This window comes from Yimella sp. NH-Cas1, assembly GCF_022359705.1.
GTDB classification, from domain to species: Bacteria; Actinomycetota; Actinomycetes; order Actinomycetales; family Dermatophilaceae; genus Yimella; species Yimella lutea.
This window is the reverse complement of record NZ_JAKSGG010000003.1, coordinates 971,198-994,881: the sequence shown is the minus strand read 5'-3', so window position 1 is coordinate 994,881 and position 23,684 is coordinate 971,198. Positions and strand designations below refer to the sequence as shown.

Sequence of the window (23,684 nt, the reverse complement as noted above, 5' to 3'; positions counted from 1 at the left end):
GCTATTTCTTCGCCTTCTCAGCCGAGGCGTCCTGGGAGAGCGCAGCGATGAAGGCTTCCTGCGGCACCTCGACGGAGCCGACCATCTTCATCCGCTTCTTGCCTTCCTTCTGCTTCTCCAGCAGCTTGCGCTTACGGCTGATGTCACCGCCGTAGCACTTGGCAAGGACGTCCTTGCGGATCGCGCGGATGTTCTCGCGGGCGATGACGCGGGCGCCGATCGCGGCCTGGATCGGCACCTCGAACTGCTGCCTCGGAATGAGCTCCTTGAGCTTGCCGGCCATCATCACGCCGTACGCGTACGCCTTGTCGCGGTGCACGACGGTGCTGAACGCGTCGACCTTGTCGCCCTGGAGCAGGATGTCGACCTTGACCAGTTCGGCCTGCTGCTCGCCATCGGGTTCGTAGTCGAGCGAGGCGTACCCACGGGTGCGCGACTTCAGCGAGTCGAAGAAGTCGAAGACGATCTCGGCGAGCGGCAACGTGTACCGCATCTCGACGCGGTCCTCGGACAGGTAGTCCATGCCGCGCAGCGTGCCGCGTCGACTCTGGCACAGCTCCATGATCGCGCCGATGAACTCGCTCGGCGCCAGGATCGTCGCGCGGACGACGGGCTCGGTGATCGAGTCGACCTTGCCCTCGGGGAACTCGGACGGGTTGGTCACCACGACCGTGCGGCCGTCGTCCAACTTCACGTCGTACACCACGGACGGCAGTGTCGAGATGAGGTCGAGGTCGAACTCGCGCTCGAGGCGTTCGCGCACAATCTCCAGATGCAGCATGCCGAGGAATCCGATGCGGAAGCCGAAGCCCAACGCGGCCGAGGTCTCGGGTTCGTAGACCAGCGCGGCGTCGTTGAGCTTGAGCTTGTCGAGGGCATCACGCAGCACCGGGTAGTCGGAACCGTCGATCGGGTACAGACCGGAGAAGACCATCGGCTTCGGGTCGCGGTAACCACCGAGGGCATCGGTGGCGCCGTCGCGCGCGGAGGTGATCGTGTCACCGACCCGCGACTGGCGGACGTCTTTCACTCCGGTGATGAGGTAGCCGACCTCGCCGACACCGAGCCCCTTCGCAGGCACCGGTTCCGGCGAGATGACGCCGATCTCCAGCAGTTCGTGGGTCGCCTTCGTCGACATCATCTGGATCTTCTCGCGCGGGTTCAGATTGCCGTCGACCACGCGAACGTAGGTGACGACGCCGCGGTAGGTGTCGTAGACGGAGTCGAAGATCATCGCGCGGGCGGGAGCATTCGCATCGCCCACCGGAGCCGGGAACTGCTGGACGATCTGGTCGAGCAGCGGTTCGACGCCGACGCCGGTCTTGCCCGACACCCTGAGGCAGTCCTCCGGCTCGCAGCCGATCAAGCCGGCGAGTTCCTCGGCGTACTTCTCCGGCTGCGCCGCCGGCAGGTCGATCTTGTTCAGCACCGGGATGATCGTGAGGTCGTTCTCCATCGCCAGGTACAGGTTGGCGAGCGTCTGCGCCTCGATGCCCTGCGCCGCGTCGACGAGCAGCACCGCTCCCTCACACGCGGCGAGCGACCGGGACACCTCATAGGTGAAGTCGACGTGCCCGGGCGTGTCGATCATGTTGAGGCAGAAGGTCTCCCCATCCATCTCCCACGGCATGCGCACGGCCTGGCTCTTGATCGTGATGCCGCGCTCACGCTCGATGTCCATGCGGTCGAGGTACTGCGCCCGCATCGCGCGGTCGTCGACGACGCCGGTGATCCCCAGCATGCGATCGGCGAGGGTGGACTTGCCGTGGTCGATGTGCGCGATGATGCAGAAGTTTCGGATCTGCGAAGGCGGCGTCGCGGCTGGTTGCAGCGCGGTGCGTGCCATGGGTGCCACAGATGGTTCCTTGCGTTGTTCTCGGCCGGACAGGTATTCGTCCCAGTCTCCCACGCCTGCCGAGGTGTCCCGACAACCCTTCGAGACGACGTTCTAGGCGCGAGCGGCCGCGTCCCGACGTCCGAGGGTGGCGGACACGATCGTGATGAGGATGCCACCGACGGCGAGCAGCGCGCCGATCCGGCTCGGCCATTCGTAGCCCAGACCGCGGTCCAGGACAATGCTGCCCAGCCATGCGCCGAGCGCGTTCGCCATGTTCAGGGTGGAGTGGTTGAGGGCCGCAGCGAGCGACTGACCCTCCTGCGCGACGTCCATCAGCCGGGTCTGCAGCATAGGCACGAGCATCGTGGGCAGGAAGCCGAGCAGGAAGACCGCGATCACGGCGGTGACCGGGTGGTGCGCCATGAAACCGAACACGGCCAACAGGGTCGCGATGAGCACCAGCGACCCCAGGATGCCGCGCATCAAACCGAACTGTGAGACGCGTCCGGCGACGGTCGCGCCGATCGTCATGCCGACGCCGTAGACGACGAGGATCAACGGGACGGTGCTCTCGGCGAAGCCGGCCAGGTTGGTCATCGTCGGGGTGATGTAGGAGAACGTGGCGAACATCCCGCCGAAACCGACGGTGCCGATACCGAGCGCCAACCACACCTGAGGACGGGTGAGCGCCTTGAGTTCCTTTGCGGCAGAGGCGTTCTCGTCAGCCGGCTGACGCGGCACCCAGGCGAGCACCGCGGCGACACAGGCCAGCGAGATCACTCCGACGAACACGTACGGGTATTCCCAGCCGAACCGTTGACCGAGGACGGTGGACAGCGGGACGCCGATGACATTCGCGACCGTGAGGCCGGCGAGCATCATCGAGACGGCCCAGGTGCGTCGGTGCGGAGCGACCATGGACGCGGCCACGACGGACCCGATGCCGAAGTAGGCGCCGTGCGGCAGTCCGGACAGGAAGCGGGTGATCAGCAGGGTGCCGTACGAAGCGGCGAGCGCCGAACCGATGTTGGCCAGGGCGAACGCGATCATCAGCCAGCTCAACTGAGCCTTGCGGGGTGCGCGGGCAGCCAGCGTTGCGATCAACGGGGCTCCGACGACGACGCCCAGGGCGTACGCGGACACGACGTGGCCGGCCTTCGGGATCGAGATGTCGACACCGTCCGCGATCTGCGGCAGCAGACCCATCGTGACGAATTCGGCGGTGCCGATCGCGAATCCGCCCAAGGCCAATGCGAAGAGCGCGAGGCCGACATGATGCGCGCGGGCCACCGCCTGATCGCCGTCGACGTCGATGGTCTGCGGGGCGCTGGCTCGGATCACCGATCAAGTCTCCCGGCAATCGGAAGTTGTCGGCGAATCCGCGCGCCTGGTTCGTGAGCAACATCACCCGTTGCGATGGCGACCGGCGGCGACGATTGGCGAGCACTCACCCACCCGCGCGGCGACGGTTGGCCAGCACTCACCCACCCGCAGCGTCGATGTTATTGCTAGGGTATTCCGTACAGAAGGAGCCTCATTCCGCGATGCGGAATGCCGTGTTGCATGTCAGACAGACAGAGGAGTCGCATGTCCACTTTGAACCTGCCGGATGGCGTCGAAGTCACCGGTCCGGTGAAGGACCGTTACGACGAGATCCTTTCGCCCAAGGCGCTCGAACTGGTTGCCAAGCTGCACCGTGAACTGAATGCCCGACGCCTCGAACTCCTCGCCGCGCGCGAGGACACGGTGAAGAAGGTCGCCGCCGGCGAGGACCTCGACTTCCTGTCGGAGACCAAGGACATCAGGGAGGACGACAGCTGGAAGGTCGCCCCGCTCGCGCCGGGCCTCGAGGACCGCCGCGTCGAGATGACCGGCCCGACCGACCGGAAGATGGTCATCAACGCCCTCAACTCCGGCGCCGCTGCCTGGCTGGCCGACCAGGAGGACGCGAACACCCCGATGTGGGAGAACGTGGTCGAGGGTCCGATGAATCTGATGGACGCCGTCGACGGCAACATCGACTTCACCAGCCCGGAAGGCAAGGAGTACAAGCTCGTCGCGCCGCAGAAGCAGCCGACGATCATCGTCCGCCCGCGTGGCTGGCACCTGCCGGAGAAGCACATCCTGGTCGACGGCCAGGAGACCTCGGGTTCGCTGGTCGACTTCGCGCTCTACCTCACCGCGTGCGGCCAGAAGCAGATCGACCGCGGCAAGGGTCCGTACTTCTACTGCCCGAAGATGGAAAGCCACCTCGAGGCCCGCCTCTGGAACGACGCGTTCGTCATCGGCCAGGACTTCCTCGGCATCCCGCAGGGCACCATCCGCGCCACCTGCCTGATCGAGACCTACCCGGCCGCGTTCGAGATGGAGGAGATCCTCTACGAACTGCGCGACCACTCCTCCGGCCTCAACGCCGGCCGCTGGGACTACCTGTTCTCGGTGATCAAGACCTACCGCACCCGTGGCGCCGACTTCATCGTCCCCGACCGCAACACGGTCACCATGACGGTGCCGTTCATGCGGGCCTACACCGAGCTGCTCGTGCGCACCTGCCACAAGCGCGGCGCGTCGGCGATCGGTGGCATGGCCGCGTTCATCCCGAGCAAGGACGAAGCGGTCAACAAGAACGCCTTCGAGAAGCTGACCGCCGACAAGACCCGTGAGGCGAACGACGGCTTCGACGGTTCCTGGGTCGCCCACCCGGGCATGGTGCAGGCCTGTGACGACGTGTTCTCCGCGAAGTTCGCCGAGGGCAGGACCAACCAGCTCGACAACCTGCGTGAGGACGTCCAGGTGACCGCCGCCCAGCTGCTCGACGTGAAGTCGACGCCCGGTGAGGTCACCGAGGCCGGTCTGCGCTCGAACATCGACATCGCGATGCAGTACCTGCGCTCCTGGCTGGCCGGCCGCGGCGCCGTCGGCATCCACAACCTGATGGAGGATGCCGCGACCGCGGAGATCTCCCGTTCGCAGATCTGGCAGCAGATCAAGAACGAGGTCACCACCGCCGACACGAACAAGCTCATCACCAAGGAGCTCGTGTTGGAGCTGGTCGACGAGGTCATCGCCGAACTGCCCGGCGACGCGAGCGACTACGACGACGCCAAGGCAACCTTCCTCGAGGTCGCCGTCGCCGACGACTACGCCAACTTCCTCACCCTGCCGGCTTACGAGCGGATGAAGTAGCCGATGGCCACTTCGAGCGGGTCGATCGCAGCCGTGATCGAACGGTTGCGGTCGGCCCTGCCGCGTGAGGCGGTCATCACCGACCCGGCGCGTCTGGCGACCTACGACTGTGACGGGCTGCTGGTTCACCGGGTGACCCCGGCCGTGGTCGTGCTCGCCTCGGACGCTGAGCAGGTGCGCCTCGCCGTCCGAGCATGCGCGGAAGCCGGGGTGCCCTTCGTCGCGCGCGGTTCGGGCACTGGGTTGTCCGGTGGCGCGCTCCCCCACGCCGATGGCGTCCTGATCGTGATGAGTGGGTTCCGGGAGATCAAGGAGATCTCCCGCGCCGATCAGCGTGCGGTGGTCGACCCAGGCGTCATCAATCTTTCTGTCACTCAGGCGAGTTCGCCGGAGGGTTATTACTTCGCGCCGGACCCCTCGAGCCAGCAGATCTGTACGATCGGCGGCAATGTCGCCGAGAACTCCGGCGGCGCGCATTGCCTGAAGTACGGCTTCACCAGCAACCACGTGCTGTCGGCTGAGGTGGTCATGCCCGACGGTTCGCAGGTGACGCTCGGTCAGCGAGCACCCGACGCGCCCGGCTACGACCTGCTCGGTGCGTTCGTCGGCTCGGAAGGCACCCTCGGTGTCGCGACCGAAGTGACGGTGAAACTGCTGCGCTCGACCGAATCGGTGCAGACCTTCTTGGCCGGGTTCGAATCGACCGACGCCGCCGGTGCCGCAACCTCCGCGATCATCGCGGCCGGCATCGTGCCCGCCGCGATCGAGATGATGGACGCACTCGCGATCGAGGCCGCCGAGGCGGCGGTCGCGTGCAACTACCCGGACGGCGCGGGCGCGGTGCTGGTCGTCGAGCTCGACGGACCGACGGCCGAGGTCGAGGCGGAATCGGCTGCCGCGCAACGGATGTGCCAGGAGGCGGGCGCCTTCGAGATCCGCCTCGCCGCCGATGCCGAGGAGCGGATGGCGATCTGGCGGGGCCGCAAGTCGGCATTCGCCGCGGTCGGTCGTATCTCGCCCGATTACATCGTCCAGGACGGCGTCATCCCGCGCACGAAGCTGTCGCAGGTGCTGGGCCAGATGGGTGCACTCGCTGCCGACAAGGGAGTGCGCGTCGCGAACGTGTTCCATGCGGGCGACGGGAACCTCCACCCTCTGGTGCTCTTCGACGGCAGCGTGCCCGGCGAGAGCGAACGCGCTGAGGAGGTGTCCGGAGCGATCCTCGACCTGTGCCTGGAACACGGCGGATCGATCACCGGCGAGCACGGTGTCGGCTTCGACAAGGCGAAGCACATGCCGAAGATGTTCACCGAAGTCGATCTCGACACCATGCAGCGGGTGCGCTGTGCCTTCGATCCGCACGGACTGTCGAACCCCGGCAAGATCTACCCGACGCCGCGGCTGTGCGGCGAAGTGCCGCGCAAGCGGTCGGCGAACGATCCGAACCCCTACGAGGGCAAGGCGGAAATCTTCTGATGAGCTTGCGAGAAACATTGCAGCACCGTGGAATCGATGTCGAGCAGGGCACATCGGCGACGCTGTTCGACGGACGCGCGCCGAGTTGTGTCGCTCGGCCGACGTCGACCGAAGAGGTAGCCGAAACAGTCCGAGCCGCTCGTGAGCACGGCGCGGTCGTCGCGGTGCGGGGTGCCGGCACGAAACTGACGTGGGGTTCCCCCGCCGGGCACCACGACCTGGTCCTCGACCTGTCGGCGATGAACCGGGTGCTCGAACACCAGCCCGGCGATCTCATCGTCAGCGCGGAGGCCGGTTGCCCGCTGAACGTCGTCCAGAGCACCGTCGCTCGGGCGGGCCAGCGGCTCGCGCTCGACGAAATGGTGCCGGGCACCACTGTCGGTGGGCTCATCGCAACCAATACGAGCGGGCCGCTGCGTGTGCTCGCGGGCTCCGTGCGCGACCTGCTCATCGGGGTGACGGTCGTGCTGGCCGACGGCACCGTCGCCCACGCAGGCGGCAAAGTGGTCAAGAATGTCGCTGGCTACGACCTCGGCAAGTTGATGGTCGGCTCGTACGGCACGCTCGCGATCGTCACCGAGGCGACCTTCCGGCTGCACCCGGTGCCGCAGGCGTCCGAGTGGGTCGTCGGTCAACACCCGATCGCCGAATTGCCGCACGTACTCAACGACCTTTTGCATAGTCAAGACGCACCGAGCGCGGTCGAGATCCGTTGCGAGACTGCGGATTCGGTAGTTCTCGCCGTGCTGATCGAAGGCACTGAGGGGGGCGTTTCCGCCCGCTCCGGGCGGATCCGCGCGACCGTCGCCGGCGAGACAGCGCCAGCACCCGGGTGGACCGGCACCTACCCGTGGCCCGTGGGCGAAGGCATCGGACTGAAGATCACCGCGCAACTGTCCGCTGTGCCGAATGTCGTTGCGGCAGCGGCCGAACTCGGCTGGACGATTCAGGGATCAGCCGGTGCGGGAGTGCTGTACGCATCTCCGTCCGGCGCAGCCGAACCGAATGATGTCGAGGCCGCCGCAGCACGTTTTCGTGAGGTCGCCCTCGGCGGCAGCGTGATCGTGCTCGATGCCCCGAAGGAGATGCGCGGGCAGGTCGATGTGTGGGGTCCGATCCCGGCCATCGACATAATGCGCCGTGTGAAACAGCAGTTCGATCCAGAAAACCATTTGGCCCCAGGCCGATTCGTGGGAGGAATCTGATGCCCGACCCCCGCACCGCCTCTGAACCGGCTATCACGCCAGGCGTTGACGTCAGTGTCGAACCGATGTCGCGGATCACTGGGTTCGACGAGCACAACCCACCCGACCCGAGCCTGCTGTCCGACTGTGTGCACTGTGGCTTCTGCTTGACGACCTGCCCGACGTATGTGCTGTGGGGCGAGGAAATGGACTCCCCGCGGGGACGGATCCACCTGATGAAGAACGTCACCGAGGGCGCACCGCTCGACGACACGGTTGTCGGCCACATCGACGCCTGCCTCGGCTGCATGGCCTGCGTGACGGCGTGCCCGAGTGGGGTGCAGTACGACCGCCTGCTCGAGCAGACCCGGGCCCAGGTCGAGCGCAACACGACCAGGTCCAGGTCGGAACGGGCACTTCGTGCTGCGGTCTTCAGCCTGTTCCCCTACCCCAAGCGGCTCAAGGCGTTGCGTGGACCATTGCGCCTGACGCAGAAGGTCGGCCTCGACCGCGCGATCAACAAGTCCGGCCTGCTGGAACGCATTTCGCCGTCGCTGGCGATGCTGCAGAGCCTCACCCCCGAGCTGACCAAGCCGGAAAGGCTGCCCGAACGCATCCCGGCGAAGGGCACCAAGCGGGCGACCGTCGCGATGCTCACCGGCTGCGTGCAGGACGCGTTCTTCTCCGGGGTCAACGCCGCTACCGCGCGGGTGCTGGCTGCCGAGGGCTGCGACGTGGTGGTGCCACAGGGCCAGGGTTGTTGCGGTGCGCTGTCGAGCCACTCCGGCCGTGAGCCCGAGGCGCAACACTTCGCTCGAGCGCTCATCGACACCTTCGAGCGCTACGAGGTCGACTACATCGTGGTCAACTCTGCGGGCTGTGGCAGCGCGATGAAGGAGTACGAATTCCTGCTCGCCGACGACTCAACCCACCAAGCCGACGAGCGCGTGCGGAGCTTCCGCGAGAAGGTGCGCGACGTGAGCGAGCTGCTGGCCGAACTCGGCCCGGTCGCCACCTATCACCCGCTGCCCCTCACCGTGGCTTACCACGACGCCTGCCACCTCGGTCATGCGCAGGGCATCCGCAACCAGCCGCGTGAGCTGCTGCGCGCGGTGCCGGAGCTGACCGTGAAGGAGATCAAGGACGCGTCGATCTGTTGCGGGTCGGCAGGCATCTACAACGTGCTGAACCCCGAGCCGGCCAAGCAACTCGGCGACACGAAGGCCGCCAATGTGATCGCGACGGGTGCGCAGTTGCTGGTGACGGCCAACCCGGGGTGCATCATGCAGATCGCCCAGGGTGTCGAGAGAGCGGGCGGACGCATCGGCACGGCCCACATCGTCACCGTGCTCGACCACTCGCAACGCGGACTGTCGGCGGACGAACTGCTGAAGTAGTCGCATGCGGTTCTGGGTCAACAGCGCTCTACGGGTGACCCGGCAGATCCTCGACGCCACCCGTGCGACCGCGCCGTCCGGTCGATCACGCTCGGACACTGCAACCCGGATGCCGGCCGCCCAGCCTGCTCCCGAACAACACCCTTACCCGGGCGACTTCTGCGGGATCCCCGACTTCGAGTACGCCCCGAAGCCGGACGGCAGACCCGACCCGGGCGAGATCGTGTGGACCTGGGTGCCGTACGAGGAGGACCACTCCCGCGGCAAGGACCGTCCGGTGCTGCTGGTCGGGCGGGCGGGTGAGTGGCTGCTCGCGCTGCCTCTCACCAGCAAGGATCACGATCGCGACGCCGACCAGGAGCGTCGGGCCGGCCGCGAGTGGGTCGACATCGGATCCGGTCCGTGGGACCGCCGCGGTCGGCCCAGCGAGGTACGCCTGAACCGGGTGCTGCGGGTCGACCCCAGCGCCGTCCGGCGCGAAGGAGCCGTACTCGACCAGCACCTCTTCGACGCGGTCGCCCGAGCCTTCACCGGACGCTGACAAGACCATCCTGGGAAATCGGCGTGTTTCCCGGTACGGGTGGTTTCCGGTACTTCGAGTATCAGTTTCAGTTAGGCTCGGCGCGGATGCTTTGAACGAGCGTCCGAAGACCTGCACGAGAAGCTGCACGGGAAGGCTGAGATGTCGCTGCACGGCAAGACGTCCATCGCCGATCGGGGTCAGGCGTTCGGGATGCGCCTGATCACCATGGCGGGTGGACTCGAAGCACTGAAGAACCCGGTACTGCGGGGACGAGTCGAAAAGGTCCTGTACCGCAGTGCGAAGTCGGGGTTCAAGGCACAGACGGTCGCCGGCAAAGCCTTCGCGAAGAAGTCCGGGTCGGGTTCGCCCACGCGGGCCGCATCAACCAAGCCGCGCCGGGAGTTCGACCTGAGCCCGACCGAGGATCAGCAGATGATCCAGGAGGCAGCGCGCGAACTCGCAACCGAGGTGCTACGCCCGGCGGCTGCCGGGGCCGACACCGAGCGTCGAGCTCCGGCGCAGGTGCTCGAACGGGCCGCCGCCATGGGCATGACCCTGCTGAGTGTTCCGGCGGAGCTCGGCGGAGTGGCCGAGGAGCGTTCCGCGATCACCGGCGTGCTGGTCATCGAGGAGCTGGCGCGCGGTGACATGGGGCTTGCCGTCGCCATCATGGCCAGCGGAGCAGTCGCCAATGCACTTGCGAACTATGGCGATTCGGATCAGCAGGCTACGTTCCTGCCGCCATTCACCCAGGAACAGGAACCAGCCACGGGGGCACTGGCGATCCAGGAGCCGCAACCGCTGTTCGATCCGCTCGCGCCGTCCACGACGGCGCAGCGCGATGGTGACCACCTCGTGCTCGACGGCGTGAAGTCACTCGTGCCAGGGGCCGAGAACGCCGACCTGTTCATCGTGTCGGCATTGGTCGACGACGAGCCTCGCCTGGTCATTGTCGAGCCCGGCACCGACGGGCTGTCGGTCTCCCCCGACCCGGCCATGGGTCTGCGCGCCGCACGCACGACCACGCTCGAGCTGCGCGCAGTCCGCGTGCCTGCCGGCCACCTGCTCGGCACCACCCAGGACCACCTGGACGCCGTCCGTCGCGCCCGCCTCGCCTGGGCAGCCGCCGCGGTGGGCACCGGGCAGGCCGTGCTGGACCACCTGAAGACCTACACCGTCGAGCGCAAGGCGTTCGGTGAACCGATCGCCTACCGTCAGGCCGTCGCCTTCACCGTTGCGAACATCGCGATCGAAGTGGACGCCTTGCGCCTGGTCGTGTGGCGCGCCGCCGCGCGACTGGACGAGGGCAAGGATGCGTCCGCGCTCATCGCACAGGCACGCGCGCTTGCTGCCCGGCACGGCGCCCAGATCGGCAGTGACGGCGTCCAACTGCTCGGCGGACACGGCTTCGTCAAAGAATTCGACAACGAGCGCTGGTTCCGTGACCTGCGCGCGACCGGCGTGCTCGAGGGCATGCTGCTGGTCTGAGGAGCAACCGATGATTGACCTCGAGGTCCCCCGCAAGTTCACCCCGCTGCTGAAGCAGGCCGGCGCGCTCGCCGACGAGGTGTTCCGCCCGATCAGCCGAAAGTACGACATCGCCGAGCACGAATACCCCCAGGAACTCGACCTGCTGTCGGCCCTCATCGACGGCATGAGCGACTCCGGCGCCGGACAGGGGGCGGGCGCGTCCGGCTCGGCCAAGGCCAAGACCGACGAACAGCCGAAGGGTGTGGGCTCTGGACGAAACGCCGGCAAGGCGAACCGCAACGGCACCAACCTCTCGTCCGTCCTGTCGATCATGGAGACCTGCCGCGGCGACGTCGGCCTCACCCTGTCGATCCCGCGCCAAGGACTCGGCAATGCCGCGATCGCCGCCGTCGCCAATGACGAACAGAAGGCTCGGTACGCAAACCGTTGGGCCGCAATGGCGATCACCGAGCCCGACACCGGCTCCGACTCGGGTGCGATCCGGACGACGGCCGTCAAGGACGGCGACGAATACGTGCTGAACGGGGAGAAGATATTCGTCACCGCCGGCGAGCGCGCCGATCTCGTCGTGGTGTGGGCCACGCTCGATCGCGCGCTCGGCAAGCAGGCGATCAAGTCGTTCGTCGTCGAGCGGTCGAACCCGGGCATGAAGCTGGTGCGCTTGGAGCACAAGCTCGGCATTCGCGCGTCGGACACCGCTGCGTTCAGCCTGCAGGACTGTCGAGTGCCGGCCGACGATCTCCTCGGCGACCCGGAGATCAAGATCGAAGGCGGCTTCGGCGGTGCCATGCAGACCTTCGACAACACGCGTCCGCTGGTCGCGGCGATGGCGGTCGGTCTTACCCGTGCATGCCTCGACACCGCCACCGAACTGCTGGCGAGGGCAGGTGTGACGCCGGACCCGGATCGTCCACTCGCCGGTCAGTCACTCGCTGCGGCCAAGCTGATCCAGTTCGAGGCTGAGTACCAGGCTGCCTACCTGCTCGCGTTGCGCGCAGCGTGGATGGCCGACAACGGCAAGCCGAACTCGATGGAGGCGTCCATGGCGAAGGCGAAGGCCGGTCGCACCTGCGTCGACGTCGCTCTCGGCTGCGTCGAGCTCTGTGGCGCTACGGGTTATGCAGAGACCGAGTTGCTGGAGAAGTGGGCCCGCGACTCAAAGATCCTCGACATCTTCGAGGGCACCCAGCAGATTCAGTTGCTGGTGGTGGCGCGCCGCCTGCTCGGCTTGAGTTCGGCGCAACTGAAGTAGGACCCGCACAACGCGAATGGCCCGTCACCGACTTTCGGTGGCGGGCCATTTCCGGCTGACCGGTACTTCGGGTTCCGAAGTACCGGTCAGTTGATTCCGTCCTGTTTGAGCGCTTGCTCGACGACGGCGAGGACGTCGGCGCGGGCGGGGTTCCACCGGCGCACCCGCACGACGAGCTCGCGAGCCGCTCGCTCGAGTTCCTCGGCAGCGGTGTCCTGACCGGCGCAGATGAAGGTGCCGGCCCGTCCGCGCGTGACGATCAGACCGGATCGTTCGAGTTCGGTGTAGGCCTTCGCGACCGTGCCCGGCGCGATCCGCAGGTCGGCGGCAAGACCGCGGACGGTGGGCAGCTTGCTGCCTACGACGAAGTCGCCTACCCGGACGCCCTCGGCGACCTGATCGCAAATCTGCTCGTACGTCGGCTGCGCGCTTTCCCGATCAATCGTGAACACCTTTGCATTCTCCCCCGTGACTGCAGAATTTCGCTGCGGAATGAACATTCATCAACACAATTAGGTTGCGAACAAAAAGAATACCCCCGCCCCGAATGGGCGGAGGTATCAGTACGTTCTGCGTCAGACGCGCTCGGCGGAACGCTGCCAGGCCATGATCAGGTCGTCGCGCGAGGCCGGAGTGCCGGCGTTCTCGACCGCCTTGTTGAACGCGCGGCGGGCGCGGGCGTTCTCACGGTGGCTCTTGATCGACTTCGCGAGCGAGGTCATGGCTGGTGGCTCCTTTGCCGTTGCATGAATGCTTGATGTGGTTCAGGTCTCAAAGTTCTAAGTAGAACTATTCGATACCGAAATGTTACGCCTGTCAGGACGTCCGTTCAAATCCAGCACCCGGATGGTGAGGGAACTCACAACGGCGTCGTTCCGGCGCAAAATCGAAGTGACGGATGTCCTGCGATGCAGCAAGCTTGAGCCTCGTGGGACACATCGAAGCCAACTCCGTCGATTACTTCCTGCCCGACGGCAGGCCGCTGCTCGGCGGGGTGAGTCTGCGCGTGGGCGACGGCGCGAAGGTCGCACTCGTCGGTCCGAACGGCACCGGCAAGACCACGCTGCTTCGCATCATCTCCGGCGAACTCGACGCGCACGACGGGGCGATCACCCGCAGCGGAAGGATCGGCGTGATGCCGCAGTTCATCGGCAAGGTCGGGCGCGAGGGCAAACAGGTGACCGTCCGGGATCTGCTGCTCACCGTCGCTCCCCTGCCGATCCGTGAAGCGGCCGCCACTGTCGACCGCACCGAACTGGCGATCATGGAACGCGACGACGAGTCCGATCAGATGGCGTACGCGCAGGCGTTGGCCGACTGGGCAGAGGTCGGCGGGTACGACTGGGAGACGCTCGCCGATGTGTGCACCGTTGCGGCACTGTCGATTCCGTTCGACCAGGCACAGTGGCGCGACGTCAACATCCTCAGCGGTGGCGAGCAAAAACGACTCGTGTTGGAGGCGCTGCTTCGCGGGCCGGAGGATGTCCTGTTGCTCGACGAGCCGGACAACTACCTGGACGTGCCGACCAAGCGCTGGCTCGAAGCTCAACTCAACGCGTCCCCCAAGACCGTCCTGTTCATCAGCCACGACCGGGAACTGCTGAGCACCGTCGCGACCCGGATCGCGACCCTGGAACCACAGGCGGCCGGCGCCGTGTGCTGGGTGCATCCCGGATCGTTCGACACCTATCAGCAGGCGCGTATCGACCGGAACGACCGCCTCGAGGAGTTGCGGCGCCGCTGGGACGAGGAGCACACCAAGCTGAAGACGCTCGTGCTGAACCTGAAGGTGAAATCGACCTTCAACGACGGCATGGCCTCTCGCTACCACGCTGCCCAGACCCGGTTGGCCAAGTTCGAGGCAGCGGGCCCGCCGCAGGCGATCCCCTTCGAGCAGAAGGTGACCATGCGGCTGCGCGGTGGGCGCACGGCCAAGCGCTCGGTGATCTGCGAAGGACTGGAACTCACCGGATTGATGAAGCCCTTCGACTGCGAGATCTGGTACGGCGAGCGAGTCGCCGTCCTGGGCTCGAACGGGTCGGGCAAGTCCCACTTCCTTCGGTTGTTGGCCGCCGGTGGTTCCGACCCGGACATCGAGCACCGCCCGGTGGGCGATTTCGTCCCGGACACGGTGCAGCACACCGGAATTGCCCGCCTGGGCTCGAGGGTGCGCCCGGGCTGGTTCGCACAGACGCATCAGCACGCCTCACTGACCGATCGGACGCTGCTCGACATCCTGCATCGTGGTGACGAGCACCGCGAAGGCATGCCGCGGGAGCAGGCGTCGCGGGCACTCGACCGGTACGAGTTGGCTCGCAGCGCCGAGCAGACCTTCGGGTCACTCTCCGGTGGGCAGCAGGCGCGCTTGCAGATTCTGCTGCTCGAACTCAGCGGTGCGACGCTGCTGCTGCTCGACGAACCGACCGACAACCTCGACCTGCACTCGGCCGAGTCGCTCGAGGAGGGCCTGGACGGCTTCGAAGGCACGGTCATCGCGGTGACCCACGACCGTTGGTTTGCAAAGGGATTCGACCGGTACCTCGTGTTCGGCGGCGACGGCCGGGTCTACGAGACGCCCGCACCGGTGTGGGACGAGACGCGGGTCGTCCGCGATCGCTGACCGGTCCCGGACCCGTGGGCTGGGTACGGCACACTTGTCCGGTCGGCCGCCGGTGCCGGCCCGATTGAGGAGGCGACAGGGTGACCACCGACCTCGGTGACATCGTCCGCACGGTCGACCTCATCGGCGTCGCCGTGAACGGTCTGCTGGGTGCGGAGATCGCCCGCCGCGAGCGCCTCGACCCGGTCGGATTCGCTGTGCTGGCAATCCTTTCCGGCCTCGGCGGCGGAATGATCCGCGACACCCTCCTGCAGCAGGGGACGCCGGTCGCCCTCACCGACTCCTGGTACCTCGTCGTCGCGATCGCCGCAGCCGCCGTCGGTTACACCCTGCAGTTCGAGGGACGCCTGTGGAACCGGGTCTACCCGGCGCTCGACGGTCTGGCCCTCGGCACCTGGGCGGCGGTCGGTACGCAGAAGTCACTCAGCGCGGGCCTGGGGTGGTTGCCCTCGTTGCTGCTCGGCACGATCACCGCGGTCGGCGGCGGGATGGTTCGTGATGTCGTGCTCGCCCGGCGTCCGGCCTTCCTCGGCGGCAACACCTTGTATGCCACCTGTGCGATCATCGCCAGCGGTGTCGCGATCATGCTCAACGGTCTGGTGACCGCCGAGGTGGGCGTGCTCGCCGCTACCGCCGTGGGTGCGCCGATGGTGCTCATCGCCAAGGCGAGAGGCTGGACACTCCCCGGCGAGTCGGCCCGAGTCGGAGTGCAGGCGATCAAACGCCGCTACCCGCGCCAATCCTCCTGAACCACAGCGGGTCTGCTCACCCCCGTCATGGCGGCCGGGGCGGGCAGGTCGAGCACAGTCGACCGACTGAGTCGGTGCATGAGGAAGGCTGTGCCAAGACGGGTGCGGCCGAAACCCTGCAACGGATCGAAGCCGAGGCCGGTCCTGAGCGTGTCGCAGCGGGCTTGCAGTGTGCTGTGGTGAATGTTCAGTTCACGGGCCGCTTCCCGAACCGTCTGCGTCGTCACCAGCGCCTCGACGGTCTCCAATGCCCACGGATGCTGTTGCGCGACAAGGGTGAGACTGTCGGCGTCACCATGCTGGACGTCGTCGTCGGCGTCAGCCAACAGGTCGATCAGGCCGCCGTAGTCGTCGGCCACGACCATCGGCTCACGCGCCCGATCACACAGCCGCAGCGCGACGAGCGCGCTGCGGAACGACCGGTCGAGCCCGTGCACGGAAGCGGCGATCCCGATGCCGCCCGGCGCGGCGCGGAACGGCTCGAAGATCTCCGGGACGACGACGACATGGATCGGGCCGAAGCGGGTGCCGATCACGTCCTCGGGCCCGGACGGCCGACCCTCCCAGACAGCGAACAGCGGCGCGGCGACGATGCGGTAGCGGCGCGCGGCCACCACTCCGAGCGCCCCGGCGGCGTCGAGCCGTTCCTCGACACTGCTGGTGCGCTCGGTCAGCACGCCGAGGTGGCGACGGTTGTCGATTTCGCGCTGACCGCGTCCGTGTCTGATGCGCACGGCGAGCGCGAGCCGTTCGAGGATGATCGCATCGTTGGCAAACGGCGCTTCGTCCCGCTCGAGCCAGACGAGCATGTCATCTCCCGCCCGGGCGAGGAGATCATCGCGCGGCGTGGGCGCCTGCGATCGGTCGATCTCGCCCCGCGGCGACACCCGCATGGCGGCCTGCGACCCGCTTTCACGAAACCCGGCCGTGCATCCGGCCAGCGAGGCCGCCGCGGCCAGCAGTGCTCGGGTGTTGACGTTGCCCACGATGAGCTCGTCGAAGCAGGCGATGACTCGCAGGCCGAGGCTCGAATTGGGGTCGAGGCGCGCGATGCGTCCGAGGAGTTCTTGGATCTCAGGGCTCCTGGCGAGGTCGGGTCGGCCGATCAGTCGGCAAGGGTCTTCTCCACCCAGGCGTTGCGGGTGCGGATCATCGATCGCCCCACGCTGGTGTGCGGCGCGAAGATGTCGCACGCGTGAAAGGCGCCCGACCACACGTGCAGTTCGGCATCGCCCCCTGCCGCCCAGATGCGTCCGGCATAGTCGATGGCCTCGTCGCGGAAGATCTCGGCAGCGCCGACGTCGATGAACGCCGGCGGCAGTGCGCTGAGGTCGCCCGCCCGGGCCGGTGCGGCGTAAGGCGACACGTCGTCGCCACCGCGGCGATCGCCGAGCATCGCCTGCCACGCGGTTTGATTGCTCACCCGGTCCCATACGCCGATGCCGTCGAACTGTGCGGTCGACGCGGTGATCAATCGGTCGTCGAGCATCGGGTAGTCGAGCAGTTGGCCGCAGGGCCGCGGGCCGCCGCGGTCACGTGCGGCTAGAGCGATGCCGGCCGCGAGCCCGCCACCGGCACTGGCGCCGGCGACGAGAATGCGATCGCGACGTACGCCCAGATTTCCCGCCTCGGCGGCGACCCATTCCAAGGCTGCGTACATGTCCTCCCACGGGTACGGGTCGGGAAACTCCGGCGCCAGCCGGTAGTCGACCGTGATGACGGTCGCGCCCAGATCGCTGACCCAATCGAGCACAAGGTCGAGACCGCTGAACTTGTCACCGAACATCAACCCACCCGAATGCGCGTAAAGCACCGTCGGACGCGGGCCCTGTGCGTCGCGCGGTCGGAGAACGGCGGCCGTGAGGTCGGCGCCCTGGTAGCCGGGCAGGACGACGTCCGTCACATCAATACGATGCTGCCGGAACAAGTCGGTCATCGGCGGGGACGCGTACGAGACTCGCATGAAGTCGATGAGTTCAGGGGTGATGGTCGGCGGGAACATGCCACCCACGACCGCCAATCCGGCGCGTAGCTCGGCGTCGAATCCGGGCCGCGGCACCGCGTTCACCGTCATGAGGCCTCCTTTGTGCCGACGATTCTTCGAAGTCTATTGCGGTGTCTCGCACCGCACCCCGCCATTTGGCGGGATGGGTTCCTCGATTTGCGACGCCGCGTCGGTTGTGGTCTGCGTCACACTTGGGCGAGGGTTGAGCTTCACCGAACGAGAGGAAGATCAGTGAGCGACAACTTGACTACCGCGGTCGACGCCGTCGTCCAGCGCGCTTCGCAGGGCCCGAATTCCGGGGGAGGACGAGTGCCGGGCGTCGTCGCCGGTATTACCGACCGGGACAAGGACATCTACCTCGGCGCGTCCGGCGTGCGCGACCTGTCGTCCGACGCCGAGATGACGACCGACACGTCCTTCAGCATCTGGTCGACGACGAAGGCGATCACCGCAACCGCCTGCCTCCAGCTGGTGGAGTCGGGCGACCTCGACCTGCAGGCGCCCGCCAAGGAGTACGCGCCCGCCCTCGCCGACGTCAAGGTCATCGACGGCTTCGACGCGGACGGTCAGCCGATCCTGCGTGCGCCGGCCAGCGACGTCACCACCCACCACCTGCTGACGCACACCGCGGGCTTCGGGTACGACTTCTTCAACGAGACCTACAGCCGCCTCGCCGAGGAGCACGGCCAGCCGAGCGTGGCCACCGCGGCGCGCGCCGCGTTGAACTCTCCGCTGCTGTTCGACCCTGGCACCCAGTGGGAGTACGGCAGCAGCATCGACTGGGCCGGCCAGGTGGTCGAAGGCATCACCGGCAAGCGCCTCGGCGAGGTGTTCCAGGAGCGCATTTTCACGCCTCTGGGCATGACGTCCTCAGCCTTCGCGCCGACCGAGGAGATGCTCTCGCGACAGGCTCGGCACCACCAGCGCGAGGACAACGGCACGCTCACCCCGAGCGAGTTCGCGACCCCCACCACGCCCGAGGTCGACTTCGGCGGGCACGGTCTGTTCTCGACCGTGCCCGACTATCTGAAGTTCATCCGCATGTGGCTCAACGAGGGACGCAGCGCCTCCGGCGAGCAGGTGCTGTCGCCGGCGTCTGTCGACCTCGGCTTCACCAACCAGCTTCCCGACAATCTCCAGGTCAAGCTGCTGCCGGGCGTCATCAAGTGGCTCTCGAACGACGCCGAGTTCTTCCCCGGTCTGAAGAAGACGTGGTCGTACAGCTTCCAGTACACCGAGGACCCGTTCCCGACCGGACGACCCGCCGGCGCCATCGGCTGGGCCGGCTTGGCCAACCTCTTCTACTGGATCGACCGCGACAACGGGTTCGGAGGCTACTGGGCGACGCAGATCTTCCCGTTTGGCGACGGTCCCTCGTTCACCGGGTACCTCGACTTCGAAACCGCTGCGTACCAAGCGTTTACCAAGAGCTGATCGTTCTGGCGCCCGGACGACCGGTCGACCCCGTTGGTCGATCGGTCGTCTTGGCGTACGAGTTCGTCGCAGGTTGTCTGCGAGCGCCCCCGTCGGTGCGCCGGGGGCGGTGCTGGCAGTATCCGAAGCAACAGCCGACGCCCGGAGCGCATCGACTGAAGGATCTGCGGCGCCGGGGGCCGCCTACGAAGCCGAGTGTCAGACGTTACGCGCCGTCCGCAACGCACTACTGCTGACGCTCGGGAAAGCGCGGCGGGACGGCTCATCGGCCAGGCGACGAAGGAGCCAGCCGATGAACGCCGAAGGAGCCACCCAACGACATGTGTCAGTGGTGGCACCCAAGTAACCAGAGCGACAGGCTCACGGCGGCGGGACGGCTCATCGGCCAGGCGACGAAGGAGCCAGCCGATGAACGCCGAAGGAGCCACCCAACGACATGTGTCAGTGGTGGCACCCAAGTAACCAGAGCGACAGGCTCACGGCGGCGGGACGGCTCATCGGCCAGGCGACGAAGGAGCCGGCCGATGAACGCCGAAGGAGCCGCCAGAAGAAAAAGTGGACCTACGTAGAGAGTTTGATAACTTTCGCTCCGCCGCGCGAACCGTATGTTCACGCCGGTCGCGACGGGTTTACCGGGCATCGAAGCGGCCCTCGAACCCCTGTGTTGTGGACTCCCCGGGCCAGGCTCTCGTGGTTCGCCGAGACGCCCGAAGCAGCCCTGGCCGGCCTCCGGGAACTGGCGGACGAGGTCGTCGCCGACACGGGTGAAGCTGGTGAGGGCGTGCCCGAGACCCCAAGCTGTACCTTCACGCCATGGGAAGCCAAGAATTCAGCTCTCGTGATCTGTCGAACTCGATCTTCCGGGACGTGAGCCTCAGGGACGCGGTCATGCGGGGTGTTGACGTGGACGGCCTCGACATCGACGCTCCGTGGCTGCTCGAGGAGCCGGGGCGGCTCATCGTCAACGGGGTGGATGTCGCGCCCCTGGTCGACGATGAGCTCGACCTACTGGTAGCACCGATTGTTGCTGAGTCGCGTATTCATCAGATGTCGACTGCTGTTTCGCCTTGTGGCGGAGGCTGATGCATCCGGCGATTGATCAGCCTGTGCTGTATAGTTCAGTGCATGCTGACTATTGCTTCTCGACTCGACGTCATGAACCGGCTCGGCCGGGCCATGGCGGATCCGACGCGTTCCCGGATCCTGATGACCCTGCTCGAGGGACCGAGCTACCCGGCGGTGCTCTCGCGTGAGCTGGAGCTGACTCGCTCGAACGTGTCGAACCACCTCACCTGCCTGCGCGACTGCGGCATCGTGGTCGCTGAGCCGGAGGGTCGCCAGACTAGGTATGAGATCGCTGATCCGCACCTCGCGGCCGCTCTCATCGCGCTGGTGGATGTGACTCTGGCTGTCGACGAGCACGCTCCGTGCGTGGACTCGTCGTGCACCGTTCCGGGTTGCTGCGGAGCGGGAGCAGACGCGTGAGCGCGGCATGCGGCTGCGAGCACGAGCCGACGACCACGGCAGTCGATGAGAGCGAGGAGAAGGAGCGGCCCTGGTGGAGGGACCGCGGGATCATGGTGCCGGTCTTCTCCGGTCTCGCGTTCCTCGCTGGTCTGATCCTTGAGTGGTCCGGCATGGAGATCCCGGCACTGGTGCTGTTCTGGGTCGGCTTGCTGCTGGGCGCGTCGACGTTCACGCCGGGCGCGATCCGGAAGCTGTTCAAGGGCAAGCTGGGCATCGGGCTGCTGATGACGATCAGCGCGGTCGGCGCAGTCGTCCTCGGCTACGTCGAAGAGGCTGCGGCGCTGGCGTTCCTCTACTCGATCGCAGAGGCGCTGGAGGACAAGGCGATGGACCGCGCCCGCGGCGGGCTGCGAGCGCTGCTGAAGCTGGTCCCCGACACCGCGACCGTGCGCCGCGACGGCGCTTCGGTGGAGATTGCGGCGAAGGACCTCGCGGTCGGGCAGGTCATGGTGGTTCGTCCCGGCGAGCGGATCGCGACCGACGGAGTCGTCCGTGCGGGGCGCTCCAGCCTGGACACCTCGGCGATCACGGGCGAGTCGATCCCGGTCGAGGTCGAGCCCGGCGACGCCGTGTCGGCCGGCGCGATCAACAGCGCCGGTGCGCTGGAGGTCGAGACGACGGCGGCGGGCACCGACAACTCGCTCACGACCATCGTGGAGCTGGTGGAGCAGGCGCAGGCGGAGAAGGGCGAGCGAGCGCGCCTCGCGGACCGGATCGCGCGCCCGCTGGTCCCGGGCGTGCTGGTCCTCGCGGCCCTGGTCGCCCTGGTCGGCTCGCTGTTCGGGGACCCGGAGCTGTGGATCACCCGAGCCCTCGTCGTCCTCGTCGCCGCCTCCCCGTGCGCGCTGGCGATCTCGGTGCCGCTGACGGTGGTCGCGGCGATCGGCGCGGCGAGCAAGTTCGGCGTGATCATCAAGTCCGGCGCGGTGTTCGAGCGCTTCGGCACGGTCCGCCACGTCGCCGTCGACAAGACCGGCACCCTCACCCGCAACGAGCCCGCCGTCACCGCGGTCCTCGCCGCGGACGGCGTGACCGACGCCCAGGCGCTGGCCTGGGCGGCCGCGCTGGAGCAGCACAGCACGCACCCGCTGGCCGCGGCGATCACCGCCGCAGCCCCCGGAGCCCAGGCTGCGGAGGGCGTGACCGAGCAGGCCGGGCACGGCATCGAGGGCAAGATCGACGGGACTCGGATCACCGTCGGCAGCCCCCGCTGGCTCGACGCCGGGGTGCTCGGCGACCAGGTCGCGGGCCTGGAGGAGCAGGGCATGACCGTTGTGATCGTGCACCGCGACGGGGCCCCTGTCGCCGCGATCGGCGTCCGCGACGAGCTGCGTCCCGAGGTCCCCGAAGTGGTGCGGACTCTCGCGGCGCAGGGCGTCGGGGTGACGATGCTCACCGGCGACAACGCCCGCACGGCACGGGCGCTGGCAGCGCAGGCCGGTATCAGCGACGTGCGCGCGGAACTGCGTCCCGAAGACAAAGCGACCGCGATCGGGGAGCTGTCAAAGGCGGGGTCGGTTGCAATGATCGGCGACGGCATCAACGACGCCCCCGCTCTGGCCGCCGCGGACATCGGCATCGCGATGGGCGCGACCGGCTCGGACGCGGCGATCGAGTCCGCCGACGTCGCGTTCACCGGCCACGACCTCCGCCTCATCCCGCGCGCGTTCGACCACGCCCGCCGCGGACGCCGCATCATCAACCAGAACATCGTCCTGTCGCTGCTGATCATCACCGCGCTGCTGCCGCTCGCGCTGTTCGGCGTCCTCGGACTCGCCGCTGTGGTGCTGGTCCACGAGATCGCCGAGGTCGTCGTGATCCTCAACGGACTCCGCGCCGCCCGCACGCGTACCCCACGGCTGGAGAGCTGATGCTTGCGACCATCGGCTCAGCGATCGGCTTGTTTGCTGCGACCAACATCGATGACATCGTCGTGCTGACCGTGCTGTTCCTGGCCTCCAGCCGAGGGAAGCCGCGACCGTGGCAGATCGTCGCAGGCCAGTACCTCGGGTTCATCACCCTCGTCGTGATCAGCGTGATCGCCGCGCTCGGCCTGACCATCGTCCCCGACGAATGGGTGGGCTTCCTCGGCCTGATCCCGCTCGGCATCGGCATCTGGACCCTCGTGCGGGGCCTGCGACGCAACGGTGACGACGATGACGACGACGAGAAGATCACCGCGGTCGGGCTGTGGGGCGTCGCCGGGATCACGATCGCCAACGGGGCCGACAACATCTCCCTCTACACGCCGATCCTCCGCACCAGTTCGCCCGGCGACGTCGTCGTCATGATCGCGGTGTTCCTCGTCCTCGTCGCCGTCTGGTGCGCTGCTGGACGCCTGATCGGAACCCACAAGGCCGTCACCGAAACGCTTGAACGCGTCGAGCACTGGCTCGTACCCGTCGTGTTCATCGGCCTGGGCCTGTTCATCCTGATCGATTCCGGCGTCATCGTCCGCCTCGTCGAGGTCCTCGCATGACCCCGGACGCGGCTGCCGATGCTGAGCTGACGTCGGGAGAGCGGCAGCAGAGGGGGCGTTGGCGGCTCACGGCGGGGGCACTCGCGCTCGGCGGGCTCGTCCTCCTGATCGATCAGGGGACGAAGGCATGGGCGGAGGCCACGCTCACAGTAAGTGAGCGCCTCCCGCTGATCGGCGACCTGCTGGGCCTGCAACTCGCTTACAACCCCGGCGCGGCGTTCTCCTTCGGTGAGGGTTCCACCTGGGTGTTCGCGCTGGTGGCCGTCGCGGCCACCGTCACCGCGATCGTGTTCGCGTTCCGTGTCCGACACCCCGGGTGGGCGATCGTGATCGGCGCGCTTGGCGGGGCCGCCGCCTCCCACGCCGGCGACAGGCTTTTCCGTGCTCCAGGGTTCGCCCAGGGGCACGTCGTGGACTTCCTCGCCTACGGGAACTGGTTCATCGGGAACGTCGCCGACGTCGTGATCGTCACCGCCGCGATCGCCGGAGCGCTTCTGATGATCCGCGGCAACGAGAACTGAGAG

21 protein-coding genes are annotated in these 23,684 nt (G+C 67.3%); 15 read left to right on the top strand and 6 right to left on the bottom strand.

The window, feature by feature from the left end; genetic code table 11:
* Position 1: 1 nt before the first annotated feature.
* Together lepA and MF407_RS05115 are read right to left on the bottom strand one after the other, a co-directional pair.
* A complete protein-coding gene (lepA, locus tag MF407_RS05120; RefSeq protein WP_239702852.1) occupies positions 2-1,846 on the bottom strand; it encodes a translation elongation factor 4 in 1,845 nt (614 codons plus the stop codon).
* Between the two features lie 102 nt (positions 1,847-1,948).
* Positions 1,949-3,178 (bottom strand): MFS transporter, encoded by a 1,230-nt coding sequence (locus MF407_RS05115; protein ID WP_239701613.1) that lies wholly within the window; start codon positions 3,176-3,178, stop codon positions 1,949-1,951.
* Positions 3,179-3,424: 246 nt separating this feature from the next.
* Between MF407_RS05115 and aceB the strand changes: the two genes are divergently transcribed.
* The 7 genes from aceB to MF407_RS05080 all read left to right on the top strand — a co-directional run bounded on the left by aceB (position 3,425) and on the right by MF407_RS05080 (position 12,346).
* Entirely contained in the window at positions 3,425-5,023 is a 1,599-nt protein-coding gene (aceB, locus tag MF407_RS05110) for a malate synthase A (RefSeq protein WP_239701611.1), read from the top strand.
* 3 nt (positions 5,024-5,026) lie between these two features.
* Positions 5,027-6,499: an FAD-linked oxidase C-terminal domain-containing protein gene (locus MF407_RS05105; RefSeq protein WP_239701607.1), complete on the top strand. Its 1,473-nt coding sequence runs from the start codon at positions 5,027-5,029 to the stop codon at positions 6,497-6,499.
* Positions 6,499-7,704, top strand: a complete 1,206-nt coding sequence (locus MF407_RS05100; RefSeq protein ID WP_239701605.1) for an FAD-binding oxidoreductase — start codon at positions 6,499-6,501, stop codon at positions 7,702-7,704. The genes MF407_RS05105 and MF407_RS05100 overlap by 1 nt, the downstream gene beginning before the upstream one ends.
* Before the next feature lie 65 nt (positions 7,705-7,769).
* On the top strand, positions 7,770-9,080 hold the full coding sequence (locus MF407_RS05095) for a heterodisulfide reductase-related iron-sulfur binding cluster (protein WP_129625640.1): 1,311 nt from the start codon (positions 7,770-7,772) through the stop codon (positions 9,078-9,080).
* A gap of 4 nt (positions 9,081-9,084) precedes the next feature.
* Positions 9,085-9,621: a type II toxin-antitoxin system PemK/MazF family toxin gene (locus tag MF407_RS05090; protein ID WP_239701603.1), complete on the top strand. Its 537-nt coding sequence runs from the start codon at positions 9,085-9,087 to the stop codon at positions 9,619-9,621.
* 141 nt (positions 9,622-9,762) lie between these two features.
* Entirely contained in the window at positions 9,763-11,091 is a 1,329-nt protein-coding gene (locus MF407_RS05085) for an acyl-CoA dehydrogenase family protein (RefSeq protein ID WP_239701600.1), read from the top strand.
* Positions 11,092-11,101: 10 nt separating this feature from the next.
* Positions 11,102-12,346: an acyl-CoA dehydrogenase family protein gene (locus MF407_RS05080; RefSeq protein ID WP_239701598.1), complete on the top strand. Its 1,245-nt coding sequence runs from the start codon at positions 11,102-11,104 to the stop codon at positions 12,344-12,346.
* Between the two features lie 86 nt (positions 12,347-12,432).
* Here the strand turns inward: MF407_RS05080 and MF407_RS05075 are convergent, their stop codons facing one another.
* Positions 12,433-12,798, bottom strand: coding sequence for a GntR family transcriptional regulator (locus MF407_RS05075; RefSeq protein WP_168990228.1), 366 nt, complete (start codon positions 12,796-12,798; stop codon positions 12,433-12,435).
* Between the two features lie 123 nt (positions 12,799-12,921).
* Entirely contained in the window at positions 12,922-13,068 is a 147-nt protein-coding gene (locus MF407_RS05070; RefSeq protein ID WP_168990227.1) for a hypothetical protein, read from the bottom strand.
* A 206-nt stretch (positions 13,069-13,274) separates the two neighbouring features.
* On the opposite strand from MF407_RS05070, the gene MF407_RS05065 reads away from it, so the two are divergent.
* The gene (locus tag MF407_RS05065; protein WP_239701595.1) at positions 13,275-14,966 is read left to right on the top strand and encodes an ATP-binding cassette domain-containing protein; all 1,692 of its coding nucleotides are present in this window, start codon (positions 13,275-13,277) and stop codon (positions 14,964-14,966) included.
* An 80-nt stretch (positions 14,967-15,046) separates the two neighbouring features.
* The gene (locus MF407_RS15810; RefSeq protein WP_141928844.1) at positions 15,047-15,715 is read left to right on the top strand and encodes a TRIC cation channel family protein; all 669 of its coding nucleotides are present in this window, start codon (positions 15,047-15,049) and stop codon (positions 15,713-15,715) included.
* Here the strand turns inward: MF407_RS15810 and MF407_RS05055 are convergent.
* Together MF407_RS05055 and MF407_RS05050 are read right to left on the bottom strand one after the other, a co-directional pair.
* Positions 15,694-16,701 (bottom strand): helix-turn-helix domain-containing protein, encoded by a 1,008-nt coding sequence (locus tag MF407_RS05055; RefSeq protein ID WP_239701593.1) that lies wholly within the window; start codon positions 16,699-16,701, stop codon positions 15,694-15,696. The two genes, MF407_RS15810 and MF407_RS05055, sit on opposite strands and share 22 nt — an antisense overlap.
* A gap of 119 nt (positions 16,702-16,820) precedes the next feature.
* Positions 16,821-17,789, bottom strand: coding sequence for an alpha/beta hydrolase (locus MF407_RS05050; protein WP_239701591.1), 969 nt, complete (start codon positions 17,787-17,789; stop codon positions 16,821-16,823).
* Positions 17,790-17,951: 162 nt separating this feature from the next.
* On the opposite strand from MF407_RS05050, the gene MF407_RS05045 reads away from it, so the two are divergent.
* The 6 genes from MF407_RS05045 (at position 17,952) to MF407_RS05020 (ending at position 23,681) form a co-directional block, all read left to right on the top strand.
* Positions 17,952-19,154, top strand: a complete 1,203-nt coding sequence (locus MF407_RS05045) for a serine hydrolase domain-containing protein (RefSeq protein WP_239701589.1) — start codon at positions 17,952-17,954, stop codon at positions 19,152-19,154.
* Positions 19,155-19,967: 813 nt separating this feature from the next.
* The gene (locus MF407_RS15805; protein WP_211345193.1) at positions 19,968-20,237 is read left to right on the top strand and encodes a hypothetical protein; all 270 of its coding nucleotides are present in this window, start codon (positions 19,968-19,970) and stop codon (positions 20,235-20,237) included.
* A gap of 42 nt (positions 20,238-20,279) precedes the next feature.
* Entirely contained in the window at positions 20,280-20,639 is a 360-nt protein-coding gene (locus tag MF407_RS05035) for a metalloregulator ArsR/SmtB family transcription factor (RefSeq protein ID WP_026936347.1), read from the top strand.
* The gene (locus MF407_RS05030; RefSeq protein ID WP_239701587.1) at positions 20,636-22,552 is read left to right on the top strand and encodes a cation-translocating P-type ATPase; all 1,917 of its coding nucleotides are present in this window, start codon (positions 20,636-20,638) and stop codon (positions 22,550-22,552) included. The genes MF407_RS05035 and MF407_RS05030 overlap by 4 nt, the downstream gene beginning before the upstream one ends.
* Positions 22,552-23,160 carry a cadmium resistance transporter gene (locus tag MF407_RS05025; RefSeq protein WP_076693368.1) on the top strand — a complete coding sequence of 203 codons (609 nt, stop codon included), beginning with the start codon at positions 22,552-22,554 and terminating at the stop codon, positions 23,158-23,160. The genes MF407_RS05030 and MF407_RS05025 overlap by 1 nt, the downstream gene beginning before the upstream one ends.
* The gene (locus MF407_RS05020; RefSeq protein ID WP_026936350.1) at positions 23,157-23,681 is read left to right on the top strand and encodes a signal peptidase II; all 525 of its coding nucleotides are present in this window, start codon (positions 23,157-23,159) and stop codon (positions 23,679-23,681) included. Before MF407_RS05025 ends, MF407_RS05020 begins: the two co-directional genes overlap by 4 nt.
* The last annotated feature ends 3 nt before the right edge of the window (positions 23,682-23,684 follow it).